Genomic DNA, 24,106 nt, shown 5'->3' with positions numbered 1-24,106 from the left:
TCAGTGACAAGGACCTAGCCAAAGAATTGGAAAAATCAGGCTACAGCTGGATTCATGACGCCCCTGAAGGTGTTGGCGCATGAAACAGCTCGCCGAAATCCACACCGCATTTATCGAGCGTGCCGATGATGTGAGCTTGTTAAACACGCCAGCAGTCAATGCTCTGCGCCACAAGGCCAAAGCGCAGTTCGAGCGTCATGGTCTGCCGGGTAAAAAACAGGAAGACTGGAAATACACCAGCTTATGGCAACTGGGTCAGGAACAGTTTGTTTACCAGGCTGCCGAGACGACACTCGACGCTGAAACAATTGACCGTCTGGCATTAGTTTCTGAGGCGTATCGTCTGGTTATTGTTGATGGTGTTTTTCAGCCTGAGTTGTCTCGCCTTACGGATTTACCGCAAGGTGTGAAATTACAGGCCATGTCACAGCTTGATGCCGATATTGCCGATCAACTCAATCAGCAAATCGATTTGGAAAAACCGGGCTTTAATGCACTGAACACCATGCTGTTCAGCGAGGGTCTTTACCTGCATATCGCCAACGATATTCGGCTGTCACAACCCATTGAGCTTGTGGTGGTTAATTCAGGTAAACCCGCCAATCTTGCCGTGCATCTCCGTCATCTGGTTCGGCTTGAAAAAGGCGCAAAAGCTACACTGATTGAGCATTATGTGTCAGCGAATGACGCCGCCACAGGGCTTAACGATATCGTGACTGAAGTTGCGCTTGCACAAGATGCTCAACTAGAACATTACAAACTGCAGCAGGAATCTGTTGCCAGTTATCACGTAGCGACCATGGCGGCCCATCAGGCGGCGGGCAGTCACTGGCATAATGCCAATATTTCTCTGGGTGGCAAGCTGGCTCGCAATGATGTGCACAGCAGACTGGAAGGCGAAGCAGCCCATGTCACCATGAGCGGTCTTTATCTTGTCGCTGGTGACCAGCACGTCGACAACCATACTCGTATCGATCACAGCGTAGCCAATACTTCCAGTGATGAAGTCTATAAAGGCGTGCTGGACGAAAAAAGCCACGCGGTTTTCAACGGTAAAGTATTTGTTCACAAGGATGCACAGAAAACAGACGCCAATCAGAGCAACCACAACCTGTTGCTCTCCCGTGGCTGTGAGATTGATACCAAACCCGAAATGGAAATCTACGCGGATGATGTGAAATGCGGTCACGGCAGCACTGTCGGGCAGATCGATATGGATCAACTGTTTTTCCTGCGCGCGCGTGGTCTTGATGAAGTTAGTGCTCGTAGTTTGCTGACCTTTGCCTTTGCTGTTGATGTGCTTGATCGTCTGCCATCAGACGAAATAAAACAGGCATTGTCCACCGTGATCGAACAGCGCCTGCCGCGGGGTGCCAAAGTCTGATGAGAGCTTTTGATATTGAACAGATCCGTGCAGATTTTCCAATTCTGCATCAGCAGATCAATGGTCAGCCTCTGGTATATCTGGACAATGCGGCAAGCAGTCAGAAACCGCTGCAAGTGATTGAGGCCGTTGATCATTACTATCGAACCGATAATGCCAATGTACATCGCGGTGTTCATCGCCTGAGCCAGAGAGCAACTGACGCGTTTGAAGCATCACGTTCAACTGTGCGTGACTATCTCAACGCCAGCAGTGACCGTGAAATTGTCTTTGTACGCGGTGCGACCGAAGCCATTAATCTGGTTGCACAGAGCTTTGTGCGTCCGATGATTGTCGAGGGTGATGAAATACTGATCAGTCATCTGGAGCATCATGCCAACATTGTGCCTTGGCAGATGCTTTGTGAGCAGACCGGAGCACAACTCAAAGTCATCCCGATGACGGATACTGGTGAGCTTGATTTGACTCAGATAGACGAGCTGTTGAATTCACGCACCAAAATATTGTCCATCGGTCATGTTTCAAATGCACTGGGAACTGTCAATCCAGTGAAAATGCTGACTGAAAAAGCCCGTGCCAAAGGCATTCCCGTATTGATTGACGGGGCGCAGGCTGTGCCGCATCTGCAAGTTGATGTGCAGGCGCTGGATTGTGATTTCTATGTGTTTTCCGGCCATAAACTATTTGCCCCAACCGGTATCGGCGTACTTTACGGACGTCAGCAGCTGCTGGAGGCAATGCCACCCTATCAAGGTGGCGGCGACATGATTTTGTCTGTCAGTTTCTCAGGCACGATCTATAACGAACTGCCTTATAAATTCGAGGCAGGCACACCACACATTGCTGGTGCTATCGGTCTGGCTGCAGCGATTGACTATATCCAGCAGTTTGGCATGGAGGTATTGGCTGCACATGAACATCACCTGCTTGATTTGGCAACAGCCAAACTGCAGGCAATGGACGGTGTGCGCATCATTGGTACCGCCAAAGAAAAAGCCAGTGTGCTGTCGTTTATGATCGATGGTGTCCATCCACACGACGTCGGTACCATTTTCGACCAACAAGGCGTGGCTATTCGTACTGGACATCACTGTGCCCAGCCAGTGATGGAGTATTTCGACATACCGGCGACCGCGCGTGCTTCGTTTGCTTTCTACAATAGCGAGCAGGAAGTTGATGCACTGGTCGCGGCCATCAAGAAGACCCAGGAGTTGTTTGGCTGATGAGTGATCTAAGAGACCTTTACCAACAAGTGATCATGGATCACAACAAAAATCCGCGTAATTTCAGGGAAATTGAAGACGCAAATCACTTTGCGCACGGCAATAACCCTCTGTGCGGTGACAAGCTGGTTGTCTACGTCAAACTGGATGGAAACGTCATCACCGATGTCAGTTTCAAAGGCAGTGGTTGTGCAATTTCCATGGCTTCAGCTTCATTGATGACTGAATCACTGAAAGGCAAAACACTTGAGGAAGCTGATGCGATTTACGAGCAGGTTCATAAAACCATGACAGGTGAAACTGCTGATCGACATCTATTGGGCAAACTGGAAGTGCTCAGTGGTGTGAAGGAATTCCCGGCGCGGGTAAAATGCGCGACTTTGTCCTGGCACACGGTGCATGCGGCCGTTGACAGCGATCACGATATCTCGGTCAGCACAGAGTGATGCTCATGAATGATAACGAAGTAAAACCCCATACCTACACAGCGGATGAATTGAAAGAAGATGTGATCGAGATGCTCAAAACTATCTTCGATCCAGAGATTCCGGTCAATATCTACGAACTTGGCCTCATTTACCAGATTGATGTCAGTGCATCAGGCAATGTGGTCATTCAAATGACATTAACTGCCCCGGGATGTCCGGTTGCTCAATCGTTTCCAGGTGATATTGAGGCAAAAATAGGTACCATAGCAGGCGTTAACAAAGTACACGTTGAGCTGGTGTGGGATCCACCATGGACCCGCGATATGATGAGCGAAGCCGCCCAGTTGCAGCTTGGCATGTTTTGATAAAAAAACCGCTTCGGCGGTTTTTTTATCAGCGGCTATTGATCTCTCATGGACGTCTGCAGTTATGAACGAACTTTAGTGTGCTGACAGCTTCAGGCCGCTCAATTGACACGCCGGGCTGTCTGCGGATTCGCAAATCATCGTGCTATCCATTTCAGCGGTCAATACGGCCTTTGCCGCAAAACCACTCAGCAGAGCGACTATCAAGATCAAGGCGGGAAGGGGTGAATATTTCATGGCAGCTTCCGTTGTATCGTGGCAACAGACAGTTTTAAAAAAACTGTGGGTGGTTTTACTCACCCACATAAGGGGCAGGATCGAGAGTCATGACCTGCAGGACAACATTACGAAAAACAAAGGTGGCTGGTTTCAGCACCTACAATCAGCACAGACAGATCCTGTGAAGTGCCAGGAGTCTATCTGCTTGCGGCAAGCTGTATGACCGCACATCCTCTGCCAACTGTTGGAGTCAATCATAGTGATCCGCTGGCGACGGAGCTATAGGAGGATTTCCTTTTGACCGCTGGCGTCGACTGAAATGAAAAATGCCTGATGGCGCTTGTTCTGAAGGCTGTGAATAATCAGGGAATATTTCCTATAGGTGGCTTGTGAGCGGCTGACTATCATTGATGCTACTCCACATCCAGATGAGTCAGTTGATGACCAACCAAACAGCATTGCTTGATGAAACAAAACAAATCCTCATCGAGCTCTTCGATGACGCTATTCAGCATGATGGTTATTCCGATATCGGTATTCAGATAAGAATTCTCAAGCGCGGTCAGAAAGAAGTTATTTTTCATTACGGAAAGCAATATCGCTTTGTGCTTGACGTGCCAAACAATATGATTAATTCACAAGCTGGTTGAAAGCACAGTGGCATCAGTGTTGATAACTGATTGCATTTTTAAAAACATGTCGAAGCATACCTAACTTTACAGGGCTGACCAGGTTAACGGCTCCCATGGAATATAGCGTTATGATTGAGCTTTTCTGTTGGAGTGAATAAGGTGAGCAGGGTAGAGCCGTTGTAGAGAGAACTGTATGAGTCTTACTCGTCTGATTAACTTGCGCATATTGTTGAGCGTTGTGGTCATCATGTGCCTTGGAAGTTTTTTTGCGATCTGGCAAGCACGTCAGTCAGTCGAGCATGAAGTTCAGTCTTCATTTAATTTAGCGGTGCAGTTGTTTGATCTGAGTTTCAAACAGTTTGCTGAAGCAGGACAGTCAGAGCAGGACTGGTTACGTCATCTGAGTGCACTGCGCGAGACACGCCACTTGAATCTGGCGCTTGAAAATGATCAAGGCGAACAGGTTGCGCTGTTTACAGAACCCACTGAAGACTTTTATGCACACTTGCCTCGCTGGTATGTGTATCTGGTGATGACCGAGCCCCTGGCCGTTGATTACATGCTGACACTGGATGACGGGCGTATCAAAAGACTCGTGTTAAGTGCTGATCCTATGGATGAAATTGATGAAGCATGGCAGGAATCTCAAGCTTATTTCTGGTCAGTAATCGCGATGATTATCGTCATATTTGTAGCGATTAACCTGGTATTTCATAGTATGTTGAAGGCTGTTCGAAGTATCTTGAGTGGTTTGCGACAAATTGAATCCGGGCAATATGGATTGAGCCTGCCACAGTTCAATATCAGTGAGTTTGATGCCATCTCAACCGAGATCAATAGCCTGTCTTCAGCGTTGAATACTGCGCGCAATAATAATCAGGCGCTGGCACGCCACAGTATGCAAATTCAGGAACAAGAGCGTCGCAACATGTCACGTGAGCTGCACGATGAAATGGGGCAGTCATTGACAGCGATCAAAGCCATGGCGGTTGCTGTACGACAACCGGCGGCAGACCGTGAAGCTGCTGGAACAGCGATCATTGATGTCTGTAACCATCTGTCAGGTGTCGTAAGATCGATGATGCGTACATTGCATCCACTGAGTCTCACAGATCTGGGGCTGGGCGCGACCCTAACTGACCTGATTAACGAGTGGCAGCGACGCGATACATCAGTCAGCATACAACTTGGTTATGATGAACGAGTAGATACACTCCACCCGGAACAGGCAATTCATGTCTATCGCATCGTTCAGGAGTGTCTGACCAATGTGGTGCGTCATGCGAATGCTACTGAGGTGATAATTGCCGTCAATAAAAATACCTATGATGACGGGCGCTGCCTGGTCAGCGTTGTGGTTGAGGATAATGGTATCGGTAAACAGAATAACAACGTACAGGGCTTTGGTTTGCTGGCGATGCGAGAACGCGTTGAAAGCATGGGTGGAGATTTCAAGTTTGAATCGGTGTCCGGCGTAGGCGTTCGTGTCGAGGCCTGGATACCTTATACCGAGAAGCAGGAACAGAATGAATCAGAACAAGATTAGCGTTTTACTGGTCGATGACCATGAAGTGGTGAGAGCCGGATTTCGCATGCTGCTCTCAGCGCAGTCCTTTATCGGTGACATTTCCGAAATTGACCGCGGAGAGTTGGTCTGTCACGAGTATGGTCGGGTCAAACCCGATGTCGTTGTGATGGACTTATCAATGCCCGGCATTGGTGGGCTTGAGGCAATCAGACGTCTTAGACGTCAGGAGGCCAATGCAATTGTGTTGGTCTACAGCATTCATGATGAATCAATTTATGTTGAGCGTGCACTTCAGGCCGGTGCACAGGGCTACGTGAGTAAAAACAGTGCTGCCGATGTTCTGGCTGAAGCCGTCCAAGTCGTTGCAAAGGGGAGTCAGTATATCGAGGAGGGCTTATTACCCGGTTCACACGACCTCAAACGCTCAAACTTTGATGCCAGTAACGAAATTACTGATGTCTTATCTCCTCGTGAGTTTGATGTCTTTTGTCGTCTTGCTAGCGGGATGACTGCCCATGAAGTGGCTGCTGATCTTCATCTCGGTTACAAAACAGTTGCCAACTATAACACTACAATCAAAAACAAACTCAAAGCTGATACTGCTGCAGATTTAGCGCACATTGCCGTGGCGCTGGGCATTATCAAGCCTGGCTAAGATGCTGTTATAAAAGGCGATGCTGATCTAGATCATCAATCACGCTTTTTCCCATTTCGCCTGCTTGAAAAGCAAAATGATCGGCCACATTATTGTTGCCGAGGCAGAAATTGACTGCCTCGATTGTCTGGTAATGATAAGAGGTGTCTATATGGCTATTCAACGATACAGACCTTTGACTTTGCTGGATCAGTTGCAGCGGGAAATGACAAGCCTGTTCAATGCGCAATCGCCAGCTACCGAAGTTAACTTTAGTAGTGAGGAGTGGAGTCCGGCGGTTGATATACAGGAAACGGATGCGGGTTATGTGATTCACGCTGATTTGCCCGGTGTCAAATCGGCAGATATTGAAGTTACGGCTGAAAATGGTTTGTTGACCATTAAAGGTCAACGTGAGAGCAGCAAGGAAGAAGACAAAGATAATTACAAACGCATAGAGCGTTTCAGTGGCAGTTTTATGCGTCGTTTTACCCTGCCTGAAACAGCGGATATGGATAATATTAGCGCCAAAACCAATGACGGCGTGCTGGAGTTGGTGATTCCCAAAATTCCACAGTCGCAGCCCAGACGCATTGAAGTCAAAGTTGATTGATTTATAACAAAGACTGGTTATTGGCCAATAACCAGTCTTTTTTCCCGGTCAATACGGGAATTTTTCCTGGTCAAAAAAACCTTGTTTCTGTACAATAAATTAACGGCTATTTGTCGTGATCTATTGCTCTTGTGGGTAGAGAATGGAAGCAAAATAACAACACAAGGACAATGTTATGAAATCAAATAAATCTACCCTGGCTGCCCTGATCTCTGCGGCAGTGTTATTCGCACCAGCCCTCGCGCAAGCAAACAAGCATGATTCTGCATTGGATAAATGTGTCGCTTCTGCGATGGAATTACATCCAGGCACTATCCTGGGTATGCGTGCTGAGCTCGAAAACGGCAAACGCCAGTACGAGCTGGATATTGCTGGCAATGACGGTCAGCATTGGGAAGTGGAGTGCAGTGCTAAATCTGGTGAAATTCTGGAAGTTGAACGTGAAGTCGCGCCAAATGATCCTGAATTCACATCAAAAGCAAAAGTCAGACTGGATGAAGCGCTGAAAACAGCACTGGATGCCTATCCAGGTGCTGTAATGAAGATTGAGTACGAAATCGAAGCGGATGACAGCGTTTCCTATGAATTTGACATCTTGATGGCTGATGGCAAGTTAATGGAAGTTGAAGTCGATGCTGTTACCGGTGCTTTGAAAGATCCAGAAGAAGTGCTGTATCAAATTGGTCAATAAACGCCGATAGGTACACGCTTTCTATAGTGACAAAATAAACCCCGGTCTTGCCGGGGTTTATTGTTTCTGGATGTTGTTTTTTCTACTTCAGAGCAGCACGTTGTTGTTGCAACTGACTGAGCGCCTGTTGCAGTTCTGCCAGTTTGGCGCGTTCTTTTTCAACCACTTCTGCTGGCGCCTTGGCGACATAGTTTTCATTTCTCAGCTTGCCGGATGATTGTTGAATCACTTTGTCCAGTTTGCTGATTTCCTTATCCAGTCGGGCGATTTCGGCTTCTTTGTCAATCAAACCTTCCAGCGGGATCAGGATTTCCATTTTGCCAACCAGCGCCGTCGCAGCCGCCGGGGCCGCACCATCCAGCAATTGAATATCACTCAAGTTGGCCAGACGACTGATAAAGTCCCGATTGGCCTGCAGGCGCTGCTGATCCTGCGCTGAAGCCTCGTTTAACAACACAGGTAATTGTTGTTTGGGCGCGATATTCATTTGCGAGCGAATCGAACGTACGCCGGTAATGAATTGCATCACCCATTCCATATCGGCAACGGCGGTTGCATCGATCTTTTCAGCATCGGCGACAGGGTATGGCTGACGGGTAATGGTTGAACCCGATTTACCGGCCAGTGGTGCAATCGTTTGCCAGATTTCTTCGGTAATAAACGGCATGATGGGATGTGCCAGGCGCAGCGTTGTCTCCAGCACTCTAACCAGCGTGCGGCGTGTGCCACGCTTCGCGGCGGCTGTGGCACTGTCACTGTTTAAAACAGGTTTGGACAGCTCCAGATACCAGTCGCAGTAGTTGTTCCAGATAAATTCATAGATAGCCTGTGCAGCCAGATCAAATCGATAGCTGTCGAGCGCACGCGTGACATCCTGTTCGGTCTGCTGCAATGTGCTGATGATCCAGCGATCGGCAAGGCTTAGTTCAACTTCGGCATTATCAAGGCCCGTGTCCTGACCTTCGGTGTTCATAAGCACATAACGCGCGGCATTCCACAGTTTATTGCAGAAATTACGGTAACCGGCGATGCGATTCATATCAAAATTGATATCGCGGCCGGTGGTAGCCAGTGATGCAAAAGTAAAGCGCAGTGCATCGGTGCCATGCGGTGCGATACCCTCCGGAAACTCCTTACGCGTGGCCTTGTCGATTTTGGCGGCCAGTTGCGGTTGCATCATGCCACTGGTGCGTTTTTTGACCAGTGTTTCCAGATCAATGCCATCAATGATGTCGATCGGATCGAGCACGTTACCTTTCGATTTGGACATTTTCTGTCCCTGGGCATCACGAACCAGACCATGGATATACACTTCACGGAATGGCACATCGCCCATGAAGTGAATACCCATCATCATCATTCTGGCGACCCAGAAAAAGATAATGTCGAAACCGGTGACCAGCACACTGCCCGGATACCAGGTTTTCAGGGCGGTATTATCTTCAGGCCAGCCGAGTGTTGAGAAAGGCCAAAGGGCCGATGAAAACCAGGTATCAAGCACGTCTTCATCTTGTGTCAGTTCAAGGTCGGCTGAGAGCTGATATTTTTGACGTGCTTCAGCTTCATCATGCGCGACATAGACATTGCCTGCTGCGTCATACCAGGCCGGAATGCGGTGGCCCCACCAGATTTGCCGGGAAATGCACCAGTCCTGAATGTCTTCCATCCAGTTAAAGAAGGTCTTATCCCAGTTGGCAGGAACAAACTTTACTTTGCCTGATTTTACGGCTTCAACTGCTGGTGCTGCCAGCACATCAGCTTTGACATACCACTGGTCCGTGAGCAGGGGTTCGATAACCGCGCCGCTGCGATCACCACGAGGCACCATGAGTTTGTGATCCTGAATGTCTTGTAGCAGTCCCAGTTCTTTAAGATCATGCACAATGACATCACGAGCTTCATAACGATCGAGGCCACGATATTTCTCCGGGGCGTTATCGTTGATGGCGGCATCAATGGTCAGGATGTTAATGACCTCAAGCTGGTGACGTTTGCCGACCTCGGCATCGTTAAAGTCATGTGCCGGGGTAATTTTGACACAACCGCTGCCAAACTCCGGATCGACATATTCATCGCCGACGATGGGTATTTCGCGTCCTACCAAGGGCAAACGGATGGTTTGACCGATGAGATGTTTGTAGCGTTCGTCTTCCGGATGCACCGCAACGGCAGTATCGCCCAGCATGGTTTCCGGTCGTGTGGTGGCGACGACCAAGTGGCCACTGCCATCGCTGAGTGGATAGCGGAAATGCCATAAATGGCCAGATTCTTCTTCAGAGAGGACTTCCAGATCCGAAACAGCAGTGTGCAAGACCGGATCCCAGTTGACCAGTCGTTTGCCTCGATAAATCAGGCCTTCCTCATGCAGCTGCACAAAGACACGTTTAACGGCCTCAGAGAGTTCTGCATCCATGGTGAATCGATCACGAGACCAGTCCAATGACGAGCCAAGGCGACGAAGTTGGCGGGTGATGTTACCGCCGGATTCTTCCTTCCATTCCCAGACACGGTTGATAAAGTCATCGCGGCCCAAATCATGACGTGTCTTGCCTTCAGCATTAAGTTGGCGTTCAACCACCATTTGCGTGGCAATACCGGCATGGTCTGTCCCTGGTTGCCACAGCGTGTTGTCACCTTTCATACGGTGATAACGGGTCAGGGTATCCATGATGGTGTTGTTAAAACCATGCCCCATATGCAGACTGCCCGTGACATTGGGAGGTGGCAGCATGATCGCATAAGGTGTGCCTTCGCCGGAGGGCTTGAATTCTCCGTTATTTTCCCAGTGTTGGTACCAGCGTTGTTCGATTGCGTCGGGGTTGTAGGTTTTGTCCATGCGTCTCTGCGTCAGGTTATTCGGAAGTAAGAAAAGCGGGCATTATACCCGCAGATGACTGCGAGGTCAGTGCTCAGCCACTTGTCTGCAGATTGATGTTGTGTGTGTCGATGTGATAGCCGCGGTCTCTGTAGAACTGGTAGCGCTTGCGTCCGTGGTTTTTGATATCCGGATTGTCGTCAATAATTTCCAGTAAACGCTCGAACTGACTGAAAAATCCGGGCTGTTCAGGACTCAGATTAATCAGCACATCCATCAGTCTTGGCGGAGCCGTTTGGTGGCTGATCAAGATAGGGGCAGGGTGCTCATCATGCTGCTCAAGCTGTTGATGCGGCACAAAACTGTCTGGTCGAAACTCCCACAAAATAGTGTCCATCGCAGCGCTTTGTTGAGCGTTCTCTGTATGAATAAATACCTGATGGCCTTCCCGCCAGGCTTTTTCAGCCAAGCGGCAGGCAAAAAGCTGCCGCTCTTGTTCTGACAGGCTGTTGATAACGTAAAAACTGACTCTGGTCATTCAGTCAGCTCAATTTTCCAGTCGGTTTAGCAGGTATTGCATCAGCAATGGAACCGGACGGCCAGTGGCACCTTTTTCTTTGCCGCTGTTCCATGCGGTACCGGCGATATCCAGATGTGCCCATTTGAATTTTTCGGTAAAACGTGACAAGAAACATGCTGCGGTGACGCTGCCGGCCTCTTTACCACCCACATTGGCAATATCAGCAAAGTTACTGTCCAGTTGTTTTTGATAGTCATCCCACAGCGGCAGTTGCCATGCCCGATCAAAGCTGTCGTTGCCTGCTTTGAGCAAGTCAGTAGCCAGCGCCTCATTGTTACTCATCAGTCCGGTCGCGTTATTACCCAGCGCGACGATAATAGCGCCTGTCAGTGTGGCAATATCAATCACTGTGTCCGGGTTAAATCTTTCGCTGTAAGTCAGTGCATCACAAAGCAACAGTCGACCTTCTGCGTCAGTATTGAGAATTTCGATGGTCTTGCCAGCCATGCTGGTGACAATGTCTCCGGGCTTGTTGGCATCGCCATCTGGAAGATTCTCAGAGCTGGGGATTACGCCAACAACGTTAATCGGGAGTTGCAGTTCGGCGACCGCTTGAATTGTTCCCAGTACACTCGCAGCGCCACACATGTCATATTTCATCTCATCCATGCCCTGTGATGGCTTGAGTGAAATACCGCCGGCGTCGAATGTCAGACCTTTACCGACCAGAACAACCGGTTTGCTGTCACCACCACCGCCGTAGTTGAGCGTAATCAGTCTGGCAGGTTGTCGACTGCCACGTGATACAGAGAGAAAGGCCCCCATGCTCAGCTCGGCGATATCGTCTTCATCCAGTACATCTACCGCCAAATCATCAAACTGCTTTTCCATTTTCAAAGCCTGATCAGCCAGGTAGATTGGGGTGCAGATATTGCCTGGAAGATTACCCAGCTCGCGGGCCAGATTCATGCCGCGTCCGATAGCCTGACCAGTTTTGGTTTCAGTTTCAGCTTCGGCTGGAGAGGCATCAGCACAGGCAACAGTGAGTTTTGCCAGCGGCTTTTTGATTTCTGCAACCTGACTCTTGGTCTGGCTGTAGCGATACAAGGCGATTTCGTTGTTGATAACCGTTTGGCGAACCAACCAGCCTGCACTGCGGCCGTTAATTGATACTTCGGTAGCAAAGCTGACTGCGTCCACACAGGCACTGTCATTCAGCCATTTGCTGACAGCAATTGCGGTGCTGTTGAAGTCATTTTCAGTGGTTTTACCCGCCTTGCCAAAACCTGCCAATAACACGCGTGGACTGGTAATGCCTGGCAGATCATTGAGCAGCAGCACTTGACCGGGTTTGGCAGCAAAATCACCACGGTTGATAATCCGGCTCAGGCTTCCTTCACTGGCGGCATCAAGTGCCTGTGCAGTTGGGCTCATTTGTCCGTCTTCATGAATGGCAACCACCAGACAATCGGTTGCGATTGTGACGGGATTATCGTTGGTAACAAAATACTGCATGGATTTCTCCTGTGACTGTAGATAGTTTAGACTGCGTGTTTGTTGCAGCGTCTGTGAAACGTATTCTAACCAAGACCTTTTGATAATGCGCGTGTCTTCTCGAGTTTTGCCTTTGCGGTTGTCGCTGATAGACCGCTATATGTTCAGAGAGTTTTTACTCAACTTGATCGCAGTGACCAGTGTCCTGTGGTTGATTTATGTTGCGACTCGATTTGCGCGTTACCTGGCTCAGGCGGCAGTAGGTAATTTACCCGCTGAGGTTATTTTCAGTCTTCTGTGGTTCAGTTCTCTGGGCGCCTTGTCGATCTTGTTACCGATTGCGACTTTTCTGGCCGTGATGCTCTCTCTTGGCCGGATGAGTTCCGACAGTGAGCTTACGGTCATTGCCGCCTGTGGAATTTCTGGCAATCGCATCATGCGCAACGTCGCCGTGTTTTCCGGCGCCATGGCCATCATCATCGCATGGCTGGCATTGTTTGTCGTGCCACAGATGAATAATGATCGCTATGCTATTGAGGAGCGTGCCAGGGTTGCGGCCAACACCGGGGGCGTGGTGGCTGGCAGCTTTAAGGAAAGCCGAGACGGACAGTGGACTTTCTACTCTCAGGGTGTCAGTGATGACAAGCAATCGATGGAAAACATATTCATCGAGATTCATCGTTCGCAGCGGCCGCTGATATTCAGAGCTGAGCGTGGTCATTTTGAAGTCGATAGAATGACCGGTGATAAGTATTTGGTTCTTGAGAATGGTTATCGCTATGAGGGCGAGGCGGGCGACCTGGACTTTGTGATTGCTGAATATGAATCGCACAGCATGCTTATCGAAAAAGGTCAGCAAACCGAGGTACGTGAGCGTCAGAGAACCATGTCCAGTATGGAGCTTTGGCAGCGCGGTCATATCAGGGATCTTGCAGAATTACAGTGGCGATTCTCTTCGGCAATCATGACCGTCATTCTTGGCTTGATAGCTATTACGCTGGCGAACGCTGGCCCCAGACAAGGGCGCTATGCCGGATTTTTCCCAGCGGTGCTGATCTACATTATCTACAGCAACTTATTGGGTGTCAGCAGAGCCTGGATTTCGGCAGGTACTTTACCTCCGTTGTTTGGGGCACTGTGGGTGCATGTGTTAATGCTTGGGGTATTTGCAGCACTCTATTATCGTCAGCGATTGAGAATCTACTGGCGTCAACTGAAGAATAACGCCACATGAAGATTTTGCATGTCTACATCACCAAAACCATTATCAGCAGCACCTTGCTGGTGCTGGTCGTTTTGATGGGGCTGTATACCTTCATGGACTTCATCAATGAACTTGATGATTTGGGCAAAGGAAGTTACGGACTGACAGATATTTTCAGTTATCTGGCTTTGTCCATGCCAAAACGCATATACGAACTATTACCCGTTGCAGCCTTGCTTGGCAGTGTATTGGGGCTTGGTAACCTTGCCTCACAGAGTGAACTGGTGGCTATGCGCGCAGCAGGACTTTCGGTTGCCAATATTAGTCGAGCGGTGCTGACGGTGGCGGTGATGTTGTTGCTGTTTGCGGTATTTGTGGGTGAAGTGATTCGACCTACTGCAGAGCAAAAAGCTCGACAAATCCAGACCATGGCGCAAACCGGCACGGAAGGGGTGCAGACGGAGCATGGCTTTTGGACACGTGATGGCAACCATTTCAATCACATCGAGCGAATCCATGCGGATGGCCGATTTGTCGGTGTGACAATTTATGAATTTGATGATGCTTTTCGACTGAGAATTCTGACAAGAGCGGCACAGGCTCACTATGAGCAAGGCAGCTGGATATTGACAGATGTACTGCAGAGCACCATTGACGAAGCAGGTATTGAAGTGCGCTCGGTCAATCATGCTCGTTGGCGATCAAGGCTCAATCCGGGAATGCTAAATATCGTGGTGATGCCCCCCGAGTTTCTTCCGGTCTGGAGTTTGGTCAGCTATATCGATTATCTGCAGGATAACCATCAGGCGGTCGATCAGTATCAGCTGGCATTCTGGAGCAAAATCATGATGCCGGTCAGTGCCGCAGTGATGGTGTTCCTGGCGGTACCTTTTGTCTTTGGGCCGCTCAGATCGGCGCCAGTCGGTGGCAGGATTTTAGCCGGTGTTTTGGTAGGTATCGGTTTTCACCTGTTTAATCAGACTTTCCAGCACATGGGGTTGGTATTTGGCGTGATTCCCTGGCTTGCAGCCTCTTTCCCCACCATGATGTTTGCCGTTTTAGGGCTTTATTTGCTCAGGCGCGTCAAGTAACTCACTTCGCGGGTTAAAACTCCAAAGCTCTGTTGAGTTTCAATTCTTCAATCACCTGACGATTTGTGTTGAGTGTGTTGCGAGCATTCTGTATCGCTTCGAAGTCTTGTTCAACAAAGCCTTGCATCACGTCGACGGAAAAACGCTCCAGACTGTCAAACACTCTGAAAACTGGTTCGAGTTGCTGGGTTTCAATGAGTTGGCGGTTGTGTTCCAGCATCGCCTGATAAAACGCATTACGGTTTCTTACGGTGGGCGAGAATGCGTTCTGCCTCCACACCATATAGCCTCGGTGGTCGCCTCTTTCCTCGTAAAAGCGGCGATAATCAATCACTTCTTGTTGAAAGCGTTGATAATCGCTGATCATTTCGACCAGAAACGTGTCGACACTGTCGTCATTCAGGGTGAAGATTTGGTCAACGGTTTCTGCTTTTAGTGGAGCTGTCAGCAGGAGCACAATCGACGCACACAGTGAGAATATGACCTGGTGGAATTGTTGGGTGGAGAGTCGCATGGAAACCTCGAGCAAATGAACTAATTATTCGTTGCTTTTGAGACGAGGTAAATAAGGAAAGTTCGTGCTACGGAAAAAGTTGGCGTCCCCAAGGGGATTCGAACCCCTGTTACCGCCGTGAAAGGGCGGTGTCCTAGGCCTCTAGACGATGGGGACCTAAAACAATTTTGTATCTGTAAAGAAAAACCCCCGACCAGGTCGAGGGTTTTTGTTTGGCGTCCCCAAGGGGATTCGAACCCCTGTTACCGCCGTGAAAGGGCGGTGTCCTAGGCCTCTAGACGATGGGGACCTAAAACGTTTCTTTCGAGTATTTGGTGGAGCTAGGCGGGATCGAACCGCCGACCTCTTGCATGCCATGCAAGCGCTCTCCCAGCTGAGCTATAGCCCCCGAAAGGAAGCGCATACTATATGGATTGGCAGGAATACTGTCAACACAATATTCAAATTATTTACTCCGTTACAGGCGCTATTCGTGCAAGCTGAGAGTTCGTTGCCAGCTGTCAAACTACGGATGATGCAACTAAGTTATTGATGTAGTGAGATCGGGCTGTCAGAGATTTGATGAATAGTGATTTCTGTGCGATAAATTAGCCTCTGAATCGGCATGTTGGGCGGCCTGTGTCGATACTCGAAATCTTTGCTTGAGGGTGGTCATGCGCAAACTGGTGTTTTTTTCTGCAGGAATCGTTTCCTGCTTGAGTTCCGTCAGCTTTGCCCAGGAAGACATGCTATGCAAGCGTTCTACTCAAGATGTGTTCCTGCCTTTTGCCGTTTATCCTGAGGAACCTGAAGTCCAGGTTGAGGCGGACACCGCTCAAATCAGACAGAGTGGGACATCCGTTTTTACCGGCAATGTTGATGTGATTCGTGGCGGGCAGCAATTGAATGCTGATCATGCTCGTTATAATCAACAGACTGGTGAAGTACATGCCAGCGGCAATGTTCGTCTTCGGGATAGTGACATTGTGTTGCGTGCTCAAGAAGCCGAATGGTCAATGGTGGATGACGAGGGCGCATTGCTTGACGTTGAATATCAGACAAGGGAAATGCACGCTCGAGGCCGAGCTGACAATGTCTATCGACAGGGCATGAGTTGGACGTCGATGAAAAACGCTACCTACACCACCTGTATGGAAGGTGATGATACTTGGCTGCTCAGTGCGGGCAGGGTGTACCTCGATCATGATAGTGCGGTGGGTGAGGCCACCAATGTGGTTGTGCGTGTCAAAGGGGTACCGATCTTTTACACGCCTTATATCAACTTTCCCCTCAATGACGAACGAAAGTCCGGCTTTTTGCCACCGTCCATTGGTAACTCCAGCAAAAATGGTTTTGATGTCAGCACTCCCTATTACTGGAATATCGCCCCCAATCGTGATGCGACCATCACGCCCCGATACATGGGCGACCGTGGTTTATTGTTAAGTGGTCAGTACCGTTATCTATACGAAGGTGGGGAAGGGCAGATTGAAGCCGGATTCTTGTCCAGTGATAACAAACGACGTGATGGCGAGCTGCTTAACCCCAACTATCGTGATGATCGCAAACATTTTACATTGCAGCATCTTGGCGATAGCGGTTCCAACTGGTTTACCGAAGTTGATTACAACTATGTGTCGGACAGACAATATCTGGAAGATTTCGGTACTAATCTGAGTCTGACCAGCACGACACATCTCAATCGTTTGCTGCGTGTCGGTTACAGTAACCCGAACTGGACACTCAATGCCCGACTTCACGGTTATCAGACGGTAGCTGACGTCAGCAGGCCTTATCAGCGATTGCCGCAAATTGTTTTCAGAGGCAACTTGCCTGACCAGGCATTCGGGCTGTCATACGAAATGAAAGCCGAATATGTCATGTTTGATCATTCAGACAGGGTGCGTGGTCAACGTGTGGATCTTGAGCCTGGTATCAGTTTGCCGATGGGCACGCCGGGCATGTTTCTGACCCCAAGAGTGGCCGTGCGTCATACTCGTTATGATCTCAACAACACAAGCGATACCGACTTTAACCGTAATATTAACCGGACCCTGCCGGTATTGAGCCTGGATTCGGGGCTGTTTTTCGAGCGACCATTGAGTTTTCGTAATGGCAGATACACACAAACACTCGAACCAAGAGCCTTCTATTTATACATACCGGAGAGAAATCAGGATCGCATCCCGGTGTTTGATACCAACCTGAGAACATTTGGCATGGCCAGCCTGTTCTCGCATGATCGTTTCACTGGCACCGACCGGGTGGGCGATGCAAATCAGTTGACAGTGGGGCTGACCAGCCGGTTCATCAATAATCGCACTGGCCGCGAAGGCTTCAGAATGACGGTAGGACAGATTCGCTATTTCACTGATCGAGATGTTGTGCTGCCTGACAGAGGAGAGGTTGGTCGTCGATCTGATTCTGATATTGTTGCCGAGGTGGTTGCAGCGGTGACACGTAGCTGGTCGGTTGCCGGTGAGATGCAATGGGATGCGCGGGATAGCAAATCGAGCATGTCGTCAGCCCAGATTCGTTATCGTGGTGATGACGGTGGTGTATTCAATATCGGTCATCGCTATCGCAGAGATTCAAGTAATTTTCTTGAAGGCCTTGAACAGATCGATGTATCTGCGGCCTTGCCAGTCAATGAGCGCTGGAGCGTAATTGGTCGATACTATCGTTCAATCAAGGATGGCCGTAATCTCGAAATGTTGGCCGGTTTTGAATATCGCAGCTGTTGCTGGGCGACCCGCTTGGTGTACAGAGATTATCTGAAGTATTCATTTAACGACGCTTTTGACGATGCGCCAAGAAATAGCGATCGTCGTGACAAAGCGATTTTCCTGGAATTTGAACTCAAGGGACTGGGCAGTTTCGGCAAGCGCTCAGACTCTTTGTTGCAGCGCAGCATTATCGGCTATCAGAACTGAGTTTGTTGTCGTGCAGTCAAATCCTGAAAGGTGTTGATTCCCTTAAAACCCGACGTGTCGATGAGGCTTGCTGTATCCTTGTCGGCGATATTCGTCTGATACTGGAGTTCTGGAACTAGATGTTGAAGCACATATTATTCACGTTACTGTTGATAAGTCCCGCTGCGATGGCAATGCAACTGGATCGTATTGTCGCAGTGGTTGATGATGAAATTATTCTGGAAAGCGAGTTGGCAGAGATGGAGGCCAACGTTCGTCAGCAGCTGCGTCAAAGAGGTTCAAGCCTGCCATCACCGGATATGCTGCGACGGCAAGTACTGGAACGACTGGTAATGCAGAAGATTCAACTACAGCATGCCGATCGAATTGGTATCCGCGTTGGTGAAGATGGCCTGAATGCCGCGCTTCGTCAGATTGCCGACAACAATCAGATGACATTGCGTGAGTTCAGGGACGCGCTTGAAGCCGATGGTTTCAGTTTTGCTGAATTTCGTGAGTCTATCCGTGAGGAAATGCTGATTGCGCGTTTGCGCAAGAGTGAAGTTGAAGATCGCGTCATCGTTTCTGAACGTGAAGTAGACAATTTCCTGGCGACTGTTGCCAGACAGGAAGGTAATCCTGAAACCAGTTACCTGGTACAGCATATTTTGATCAGTCTGCCGGATGCTGCTGAGCCAGAACAGGTACAGGCAGCACAGGCCCGGCTGGATCAGGTCTTGGCTTTGCTTAACGACGGCGCAGATTTTGCCGAAGTGGCAGCAGGCTACTCAGATGGTCAGACAGCCTTGGAAGGCGGTAGTCTTGGCTGGCGTACCGAGGCCGAAATTCCCAGCTTGTTTGTTGATCATGTGACCAATATGCGAGTCGGACAGATCAGTGAACCCATCCGTGCCGGAAGTGGCTTTCATTTGATTCGACTTGAAGATCAGAAAAGTGAGGAAACTTTTCTGGTACGCCAGACACGGGCGAGTCATATTTTAATCCAGTCCAATGAGCTACTTACTGACGAAGATGCCAGTGCCCGTCTTGAGCAATTACGTAATCGTATCATCAATGGTGAAGATTTTGCCGAGTTGGCAAGAGCCAATTCAGATGACACTGGTTCGGCTATTGACGGTGGCAGCCTCGGTTGGGCCAGTCCCGGCGTAATGGTGCCCGAGTTCGAAGAAGTGATGGACTCGCTGGCACCAGGTGAACTGAGCCATGTGTTCCAAAGTCGTTTTGGCTGGCATCTGATCAAGGTGCATGAGCGTCGTGAACAGAATATGGCGGATGAATATCGACGCAATCAGGCACGTGAAACGCTTCGTCAACGCAAAATTGAAGAAGAAATGGAAAGCTGGATGCGCGCACTTCGTGATGAGGCCTATGTCGAATATCGTAATCTCTGAGTGATGACTCACCGGATTGCTGTTACCGCGGGGGAGCCGGCAGGAATTGGACCTGATTTGTGCCTTCAGCTGGCACAGTCCGCTTACCAGGATGAGTTGCTGGTTATTGCGGATGGCGACGTACTTCAACAACGTGCGGAAATGCTTGGCCTCAATGTTCGTCTCGAACAAGCTGATCTTGAACAGCCTGCCAGGCCCTCTGAAGCAGGACTGCTCCGTTATATTCATACTCCGACTGCGGTTTCAGTCTCAGCGGGTGTTTTGTCGGTAGACAATGCAGCAGCAGTCATTAACGGCTTGCAAATCGCGCTTGATGGTTGTCTCGATAGACGGTTTTCAGCCGTTGTCACAGCCCCCGTTCACAAGGGTATCATCAACGACTCAGGCTTAAACTTCAGCGGACATACCGAATTTTTTGCTGACGGTGCTGGTGTCGATAAAGTAGTCATGATGCTGGCGACATCCTCACTCAGAGTGGCACTTGTCACAACACATCTCCCGCTGCGACAAGTTGCGGATGCGATCACCGAGTCAAACTTGCGCCGCACAATTGAAATTACCCATCACTCCCTGCAGCAGCAATTTGGCATTGAAAGTCCAAAAATCGCTGTGTGTGGCCTCAATCCGCATGCCGGTGAAGGTGGACATTTGGGGGACGAGGAGCAAACCATCATTACGCCGGTGATAGAGCAGCTTGTTGAGCGTGGAATGCAGCTCACTGGTCCCTGGCCTGCAGATACGATTTTTGTGAAAGAAAAGTTGGGTGACTATGACGCCGTGCTGGCGATGTATCACGATCAGGGCCTGCCAGTACTTAAACATCAAGGCTTTGGGCAGGCGGTCAACATCACCTTGGGACTGCCATTTATCAGAACTTCGGTTGATCACGGTACAGCACTTGTACTGGCAGGCACTGGTCGGGCGAATGCGAGTAGTCTGATCCATGCCATTGGCATGGCACAGTCAATGATTCACGCATGAAATTGAGGCTCAGCTGAATGGACTATCCAAGGGCACGCAAACGCTTCGGGCAGAACTTTCTTCACGATGATTACATCATCAATGAGATTATCGAAGCAATCAGTCCAGAGCCTGGCGATCATATAGTAGAGATAGGTCCAGGACGTGGGGCACTGACCAAACCACTGCTTGAACGATGCAATCATCTGGATATTATCGAACTGGACAGAGATCTGGTACCGCTGTTGCAGCAGCGACATGCCTCACATCCGGGGCTGAAGATTCACCTGGCTGATGCGTTGCAGTTTGACTATCGAAGTCTGAGGGTATCGGATGAGCAACTGCGCATTGTCGGTAATCTGCCATACAACATTACTACTCCATTGCTGTTTCATCTTCTGGACTATTCTGACATCGTTGAAGACATGTGTTTCATGCTTCAGAAAGAGGTTGTCGAGCGCATTTGTGCGCAGCCGGGCAGTAAACAGTATGGCAAACTCAGTATCATGATTCAGCATCGCTGTGATGCACAGTTATTGTTCCTGGTACCCCCAGAGGCTTTTGACCCAGCACCCAAAGTGGATTCAGCAATCATTTATTTGCAACCACTCAAACATCGAGTCGGTGGCGAAGTTGATCTTGTCCTACTCGGTCAATTGGTGAGTCAGGCTTTTTCACAGCGTCGCAAGACAGTTTCTAACACGCTGAAAAATATGGTTTCTTCGGAAACACTTCGTGCCTGCGGCATTGATCCGGAGCAACGTCCTGAGACTATTGATGTTACTCAATATGTCGAATTGACCCGGACACTTTGCTGACGGCTTTACACATGTCAGTTGTGTACGACTATTTTGCTGTGTTTTACTCAGTTTTTATTGTGTTGATGACCCCGTGATAAAAATACCGAGAACACGTTCAAATCCAGATGGAATCTGTCTTGACAGTGCAAATTTGCTGTAGTTAGATACTCACAACCAATGGCCGGGACGCGCTGGGTCGTCATTGGGAAATACATAACAGATAAATAACGAATATGAGGAATTAAGCTGTGAATAAATCTGAACTAATCGATGCAGTCGCTGCCGCGGCCGATATCTCAAAAGCAAAAGCAGCTCTGGCCGTTGATGGCGTGACTGCTGCAGTAACATCAGCACTGAGCAAAGGCGATCAAGTAACGCTGGTTGGCTTTGGTACTTTTTCTGTACGTGAGCGTGCTGCCCGTACAGGCCGTAACCCACGCACTGGTGACGAAATTAAAATCGCAGCTGCAAAAATTCCTGCATTTAAGGCTGGCAAAGCCCTTAAGGATGCTGTAAACTAGTCGTTTTTCTGGGGTGCTTAGCTCAGCTGGGAGAGCATCGCCCTTACAAGGCGAGGGTCGGGGGTTCGAACCCCTCAGCACCCACCAGAAATACAGGAGCGGTAGTTCAGTTGGTTAGAATGCTGGCCTGTCACGCCGGAGGTCGCGGGTTCGAGTCCCGTCCGCTCCGCCATTACGAAGAAAGGGCGCATTCAATGCGCCTTTTTTTTTGCCTGAATTATCGTTAGGATTGACTCGTTTTTTCTTGAAGGTTCTCTTCTTATGCTACATATCATACGAGATCGCGCCCAAGGCTGGGTTGCCTGGTTTATTGTCGGCTTGATCAGCATTCCATTCGCGCTTTGGGGCGTTAACTCTTACATGACAGGGCCTTCCGATGTGGTTGTTGCCAAAGTCAATGGCGACAACATCACTCAAAACGAGTTACAACAGGCAATTTCACGCTACAGAGAGCAAATGAGAAGTATGCTTGGCGATGACTTTGACCCCTCCATGTTCGAAGGTGCAAACGTTCGCAGTACTATTCTCGACAGCCTCATCGAACAACGTCTGGTTCAGGAAACCACACGCTCACTGGGACAAACAGTGGACGATGCTGCGGTGGCCAGAATTATTCGTTCCAATCCTGCGTTTCATCGTGACGGCGTTTTCGATCCGGATCTCTATTCGATGATGTTGTTGCGTGCGGGCTTCTCACCCGCAGGTTATGAGGCTCAACTGCGTTCCGAAATTCTGACAGAGCAACTGAGTCAGAGCATTCAGAACAGCACTATCGTGACCGAACAGGAAATGAATCACCTGTTAGCGTTGGATATGCAAACACGTGAAATCGCTTTTGGTGTGTTGCGTGCGCAGGATTATCTTGATGAAGTTGAAGTCGCTGAAGATGATATCCGCACCTACTATCAAGTTAATCAATCGATGTATACCGCGCCTGAACAAATATCGGTTGAATATCTGCAACTTGATATCTCAGTGGTTATGGCCGATATCGATGTAGATGAAGCTCAACTGCGTGGCTATTACCTGGATAACAGAAATCAGTTCAGTGGTCCTGAGCAACGCAGAGCCAGCCATATCTTGATCGAATCTTCACCTGCAGAAGCTCAAGCTATTGTTGAAGAAATCATGGCAAAGCTGGAGTCTGGTGAGGACTTTGCAACACTTGCACAAACCTACTCTGCAGACTCTATCTCGGCAGCTAGTGGCGGTGATTTGGGCTTCTTCCAGATGGGCATCATGGACCCGGAATTTGATGAGGCGGTGTTTGCACTTGCCAACATCGGCGATATCTCTGAACCCGTGACAACCGAATATGGTGTTCATTTGATAAAACTCACTGATATCGAACGTGCTGAACAAGTCGAGTTTGAGGATGTTCGCGAAGAAGTTGAGACGATGTACCGTCGTCAACAGGCTGATCTTCGCTTCTTTGAAATGGCTGAAACACTGGCCAACCTGACCTATGAACATCCTGAAAGTCTGGACACAGCGGCCAATGCACTTGGCCTTGAAATTCAGACATCGGAGTTGTTTACCCGTAATGGTGGTTCAGGTATTGCTGAAAACGCTGCCGTCGTTCAGGCTGCTTTCAGCGATGATGTAGTCAATCACAATCTCAACAGTACTGTAGTCGAGATTTCTGACACACATTACGTAGTTGTTCGTAAAGATAGACTCATTCCTGCCACAGCATTGCCGTTCGAATCTGTCGCTCCGGCAATCGAAGAGCAATTGCGGTTCGAGCAGGCAAGTGACAAAGCGCGGGATCATGGCTTATTGAAGCTAAGCCAACTGGAAGGTGGCGCTGATCCGCAGTCACTCTTCCTGGAGGCGAATTGGCAGGAAAGCCAGACATACTCCCGTGACAATACTGATATCAGTGTTCAGATCCTGAATCGTGCCTTTGGCATGCCCAAGGTAACTGACAGACCAAGATTCAGTGGCTTTACCGCCAATAACGGAAACTTCATTGTCATCAAGCTGACCGCAGTGAATGACGGTGATCCGTCGACTGCATCAGAAGAACAGCGAGATGGCCTGCTGGCTCACCTGCATCGTCTGAATGCCAATGCTGAGGTACAGGCATTTATCGACAGTCTCAAAGCCTCTGCAAAAATCAGGATTTATAACCAGAGACTGGCTGAAGAGCAGTTCTAATCCTGAC

At 49.2% G+C, this 24,106-nt stretch carries 22 protein-coding genes and 5 tRNA genes; 19 read left to right on the top strand and 8 right to left on the bottom strand.

From position 1 onward, the window contains the following. Positions 1-79: 79 nt before the first annotated feature. From sufD to MPL1_RS04875, 4 genes are read left to right on the top strand one after another with little or no spacing between them, the layout of a single operon-like run. Positions 80-1,384, top strand: a complete 1,305-nt coding sequence (sufD, locus tag MPL1_RS04890) for a Fe-S cluster assembly protein SufD (RefSeq protein ID WP_009726014.1) — start codon at positions 80-82, stop codon at positions 1,382-1,384. Beyond that, on the top strand, positions 1,384-2,607 hold the full coding sequence (locus MPL1_RS04885; protein ID WP_009726013.1) for a cysteine desulfurase: 1,224 nt from the start codon (positions 1,384-1,386) through the stop codon (positions 2,605-2,607). The genes sufD and MPL1_RS04885 overlap by 1 nt, the downstream gene beginning before the upstream one ends. Next, the gene (gene sufU / locus MPL1_RS04880; RefSeq protein WP_009726012.1) at positions 2,607-3,053 is read left to right on the top strand and encodes a Fe-S cluster assembly sulfur transfer protein SufU; all 447 of its coding nucleotides are present in this window, start codon (positions 2,607-2,609) and stop codon (positions 3,051-3,053) included. The genes MPL1_RS04885 and sufU overlap by 1 nt, the downstream gene beginning before the upstream one ends. A gap of 5 nt (positions 3,054-3,058) precedes the next feature. Beyond that, positions 3,059-3,400, top strand: coding sequence for an SUF system Fe-S cluster assembly protein (locus tag MPL1_RS04875; protein ID WP_040576894.1), 342 nt, complete (start codon positions 3,059-3,061; stop codon positions 3,398-3,400). A gap of 75 nt (positions 3,401-3,475) precedes the next feature. Here MPL1_RS04875 and MPL1_RS13690 read toward each other — a convergent pair whose 3' ends face one another. After that, positions 3,476-3,637 carry a hypothetical protein gene (locus MPL1_RS13690; protein ID WP_161604007.1) on the bottom strand — a complete coding sequence of 54 codons (162 nt, stop codon included), beginning with the start codon at positions 3,635-3,637 and terminating at the stop codon, positions 3,476-3,478. A 422-nt stretch (positions 3,638-4,059) separates the two neighbouring features. On the opposite strand from MPL1_RS13690, the gene MPL1_RS04865 reads away from it, so the two are divergent. The 5 genes from MPL1_RS04865 to MPL1_RS04845 all read left to right on the top strand — a co-directional run bounded on the left by MPL1_RS04865 (position 4,060) and on the right by MPL1_RS04845 (position 7,717). Then, complete coding sequence (locus MPL1_RS04865) at positions 4,060-4,269, top strand: hypothetical protein (RefSeq protein ID WP_009726009.1); 210 nt, start codon at positions 4,060-4,062, stop codon at positions 4,267-4,269. A gap of 175 nt (positions 4,270-4,444) precedes the next feature. Continuing rightward, the gene (locus MPL1_RS04860) at positions 4,445-5,797 is read left to right on the top strand and encodes a sensor histidine kinase (protein ID WP_009726008.1); all 1,353 of its coding nucleotides are present in this window, start codon (positions 4,445-4,447) and stop codon (positions 5,795-5,797) included. Further along, on the top strand, positions 5,778-6,434 hold the full coding sequence (locus MPL1_RS04855; protein WP_009726007.1) for a response regulator: 657 nt from the start codon (positions 5,778-5,780) through the stop codon (positions 6,432-6,434). The genes MPL1_RS04860 and MPL1_RS04855 overlap by 20 nt, the downstream gene beginning before the upstream one ends. A 76-nt stretch (positions 6,435-6,510) precedes the next feature. Continuing rightward, positions 6,511-7,026 (top strand): Hsp20/alpha crystallin family protein, encoded by a 516-nt coding sequence (locus MPL1_RS04850; protein WP_009726006.1) that lies wholly within the window; start codon positions 6,511-6,513, stop codon positions 7,024-7,026. Positions 7,027-7,201: 175 nt separating this feature from the next. Continuing rightward, positions 7,202-7,717: a PepSY domain-containing protein gene (locus MPL1_RS04845; protein WP_009726005.1), complete on the top strand. Its 516-nt coding sequence runs from the start codon at positions 7,202-7,204 to the stop codon at positions 7,715-7,717. Between the two features lie 82 nt (positions 7,718-7,799). On the opposite strand, the gene MPL1_RS04840 is transcribed toward MPL1_RS04845, so the two are convergent. The 3 genes from MPL1_RS04840 to MPL1_RS04830 all read right to left on the bottom strand — a co-directional run bounded on the left by MPL1_RS04840 (position 7,800) and on the right by MPL1_RS04830 (position 12,567). Next, positions 7,800-10,553 (bottom strand): valine--tRNA ligase, encoded by a 2,754-nt coding sequence (locus MPL1_RS04840; RefSeq protein ID WP_009726004.1) that lies wholly within the window; start codon positions 10,551-10,553, stop codon positions 7,800-7,802. Positions 10,554-10,626: 73 nt separating this feature from the next. Then, positions 10,627-11,070 carry a DNA polymerase III subunit chi gene (locus tag MPL1_RS04835; protein WP_009726003.1) on the bottom strand — a complete coding sequence of 148 codons (444 nt, stop codon included), beginning with the start codon at positions 11,068-11,070 and terminating at the stop codon, positions 10,627-10,629. A 9-nt stretch (positions 11,071-11,079) separates the two neighbouring features. Then, positions 11,080-12,567, bottom strand: coding sequence for a leucyl aminopeptidase (locus MPL1_RS04830; RefSeq protein WP_009726002.1), 1,488 nt, complete (start codon positions 12,565-12,567; stop codon positions 11,080-11,082). A gap of 85 nt (positions 12,568-12,652) precedes the next feature. Here MPL1_RS04830 and lptF point away from each other — a divergent pair, with 85 nt between their 5' ends. Together lptF and lptG are read left to right on the top strand one after the other, a co-directional pair. Next, a complete protein-coding gene (gene lptF, locus MPL1_RS04825; protein WP_009726001.1) occupies positions 12,653-13,780 on the top strand; it encodes an LPS export ABC transporter permease LptF in 1,128 nt (375 codons plus the stop codon). Further along, positions 13,777-14,841: an LPS export ABC transporter permease LptG gene (gene lptG / locus MPL1_RS04820; RefSeq protein ID WP_009726000.1), complete on the top strand. Its 1,065-nt coding sequence runs from the start codon at positions 13,777-13,779 to the stop codon at positions 14,839-14,841. Before lptF ends, lptG begins: the two co-directional genes overlap by 4 nt. 13 nt (positions 14,842-14,854) lie before the next feature. On the opposite strand, the gene MPL1_RS04815 is transcribed toward lptG, so the two are convergent. The 4 genes from MPL1_RS04815 to MPL1_RS04800 all read right to left on the bottom strand — a co-directional run bounded on the left by MPL1_RS04815 (position 14,855) and on the right by MPL1_RS04800 (position 15,743). Then, positions 14,855-15,355 (bottom strand): hypothetical protein, encoded by a 501-nt coding sequence (locus tag MPL1_RS04815; protein ID WP_009725999.1) that lies wholly within the window; start codon positions 15,353-15,355, stop codon positions 14,855-14,857. Positions 15,356-15,435: 80 nt separating this feature from the next. Continuing rightward, positions 15,436-15,511, bottom strand: a tRNA-Glu gene (locus MPL1_RS04810). 57 nt (positions 15,512-15,568) lie between these two features. Beyond that, a tRNA-Glu gene (locus MPL1_RS04805) sits at positions 15,569-15,644 on the bottom strand. Positions 15,645-15,667: 23 nt separating this feature from the next. Further along, a tRNA-Ala gene (locus MPL1_RS04800) sits at positions 15,668-15,743 on the bottom strand. A gap of 265 nt (positions 15,744-16,008) precedes the next feature. On the opposite strand from MPL1_RS04800, the gene MPL1_RS04795 reads away from it, so the two are divergent. The 8 genes from MPL1_RS04795 (at position 16,009) to MPL1_RS04760 (ending at position 24,099) form a co-directional block, all read left to right on the top strand. Then, positions 16,009-18,267, top strand: coding sequence for an LPS-assembly protein LptD (locus tag MPL1_RS04795; RefSeq protein ID WP_009725998.1), 2,259 nt, complete (start codon positions 16,009-16,011; stop codon positions 18,265-18,267). 119 nt (positions 18,268-18,386) lie between these two features. Then, on the top strand, positions 18,387-19,658 hold the full coding sequence (locus MPL1_RS04790) for a peptidylprolyl isomerase (RefSeq protein ID WP_009725997.1): 1,272 nt from the start codon (positions 18,387-18,389) through the stop codon (positions 19,656-19,658). Between the two features lie 3 nt (positions 19,659-19,661). Beyond that, positions 19,662-20,639 carry a 4-hydroxythreonine-4-phosphate dehydrogenase PdxA gene (pdxA, locus tag MPL1_RS04785; RefSeq protein ID WP_040576889.1) on the top strand — a complete coding sequence of 326 codons (978 nt, stop codon included), beginning with the start codon at positions 19,662-19,664 and terminating at the stop codon, positions 20,637-20,639. 17 nt (positions 20,640-20,656) lie between these two features. After that, complete coding sequence (gene rsmA, locus MPL1_RS04780) at positions 20,657-21,436, top strand: 16S rRNA (adenine(1518)-N(6)/adenine(1519)-N(6))-dimethyltransferase RsmA (protein WP_009725995.1); 780 nt, start codon at positions 20,657-20,659, stop codon at positions 21,434-21,436. A 230-nt stretch (positions 21,437-21,666) separates the two neighbouring features. Continuing rightward, positions 21,667-21,939: an HU family DNA-binding protein gene (locus MPL1_RS04775; RefSeq protein ID WP_009725994.1), complete on the top strand. Its 273-nt coding sequence runs from the start codon at positions 21,667-21,669 to the stop codon at positions 21,937-21,939. Positions 21,940-21,950: 11 nt separating this feature from the next. After that, positions 21,951-22,026: transfer RNA gene (locus MPL1_RS04770), tRNA-Val, on the top strand. A gap of 8 nt (positions 22,027-22,034) precedes the next feature. Further along, a tRNA-Asp gene (locus MPL1_RS04765) sits at positions 22,035-22,111 on the top strand. An 89-nt stretch (positions 22,112-22,200) separates the two neighbouring features. Then, on the top strand, positions 22,201-24,099 hold the full coding sequence (locus tag MPL1_RS04760) for a SurA N-terminal domain-containing protein (RefSeq protein WP_009725993.1): 1,899 nt from the start codon (positions 22,201-22,203) through the stop codon (positions 24,097-24,099). Positions 24,100-24,106 lie beyond the last annotated feature (7 nt).

Source organism: Methylophaga lonarensis MPL (assembly GCF_000349205.1).
In the GTDB taxonomy this organism is placed as follows: domain Bacteria; phylum Pseudomonadota; class Gammaproteobacteria; order Nitrosococcales; family Methylophagaceae; genus Methylophaga; species Methylophaga lonarensis.
Note: the sequence above shows the minus strand (reverse complement) of the source record. Positions and strands in the feature narration are given on the sequence as shown.

Coding starts and splice junctions, on each gene's coding strand:
- sufD (WP_009726014.1), top strand. CDS start 80: ATGAAACAGCTCGCCGAAATCCACACCGCATTTATCGAGCGTGCCGAT.
- MPL1_RS04885 (WP_009726013.1), top strand. CDS start 1,384: ATGAGAGCTTTTGATATTGAACAGATCCGTGCAGATTTTCCAATTCTG.
- sufU (WP_009726012.1), top strand. CDS start 2,607: ATGAGTGATCTAAGAGACCTTTACCAACAAGTGATCATGGATCACAAC.
- MPL1_RS04875 (WP_040576894.1), top strand. CDS start 3,059: ATGAATGATAACGAAGTAAAACCCCATACCTACACAGCGGATGAATTG.
- MPL1_RS13690 (WP_161604007.1), bottom strand. CDS start 3,637: ATGAAATATTCACCCCTTCCCGCCTTGATCTTGATAGTCGCTCTGCTG.
- MPL1_RS04865 (WP_009726009.1), top strand. CDS start 4,060: ATGACCAACCAAACAGCATTGCTTGATGAAACAAAACAAATCCTCATC.
- MPL1_RS04860 (WP_009726008.1), top strand. CDS start 4,445: ATGAGTCTTACTCGTCTGATTAACTTGCGCATATTGTTGAGCGTTGTG.
- MPL1_RS04855 (WP_009726007.1), top strand. CDS start 5,778: ATGAATCAGAACAAGATTAGCGTTTTACTGGTCGATGACCATGAAGTG.
- MPL1_RS04850 (WP_009726006.1), top strand. CDS start 6,511: ATGATCGGCCACATTATTGTTGCCGAGGCAGAAATTGACTGCCTCGAT.
- MPL1_RS04845 (WP_009726005.1), top strand. CDS start 7,202: ATGAAATCAAATAAATCTACCCTGGCTGCCCTGATCTCTGCGGCAGTG.
- MPL1_RS04840 (WP_009726004.1), bottom strand. CDS start 10,553: ATGGACAAAACCTACAACCCCGACGCAATCGAACAACGCTGGTACCAA.
- MPL1_RS04835 (WP_009726003.1), bottom strand. CDS start 11,070: ATGACCAGAGTCAGTTTTTACGTTATCAACAGCCTGTCAGAACAAGAG.
- MPL1_RS04830 (WP_009726002.1), bottom strand. CDS start 12,567: ATGCAGTATTTTGTTACCAACGATAATCCCGTCACAATCGCAACCGAT.
- lptF (WP_009726001.1), top strand. CDS start 12,653: ATGCGCGTGTCTTCTCGAGTTTTGCCTTTGCGGTTGTCGCTGATAGAC.
- lptG (WP_009726000.1), top strand. CDS start 13,777: ATGAAGATTTTGCATGTCTACATCACCAAAACCATTATCAGCAGCACC.
- MPL1_RS04815 (WP_009725999.1), bottom strand. CDS start 15,355: ATGCGACTCTCCACCCAACAATTCCACCAGGTCATATTCTCACTGTGT.
- MPL1_RS04795 (WP_009725998.1), top strand. CDS start 16,009: ATGCGCAAACTGGTGTTTTTTTCTGCAGGAATCGTTTCCTGCTTGAGT.
- MPL1_RS04790 (WP_009725997.1), top strand. CDS start 18,387: ATGTTGAAGCACATATTATTCACGTTACTGTTGATAAGTCCCGCTGCG.
- pdxA (WP_040576889.1), top strand. CDS start 19,662: ATGACTCACCGGATTGCTGTTACCGCGGGGGAGCCGGCAGGAATTGGA.
- rsmA (WP_009725995.1), top strand. CDS start 20,657: ATGGACTATCCAAGGGCACGCAAACGCTTCGGGCAGAACTTTCTTCAC.
- MPL1_RS04760 (WP_009725993.1), top strand. CDS start 22,201: ATGCTACATATCATACGAGATCGCGCCCAAGGCTGGGTTGCCTGGTTT.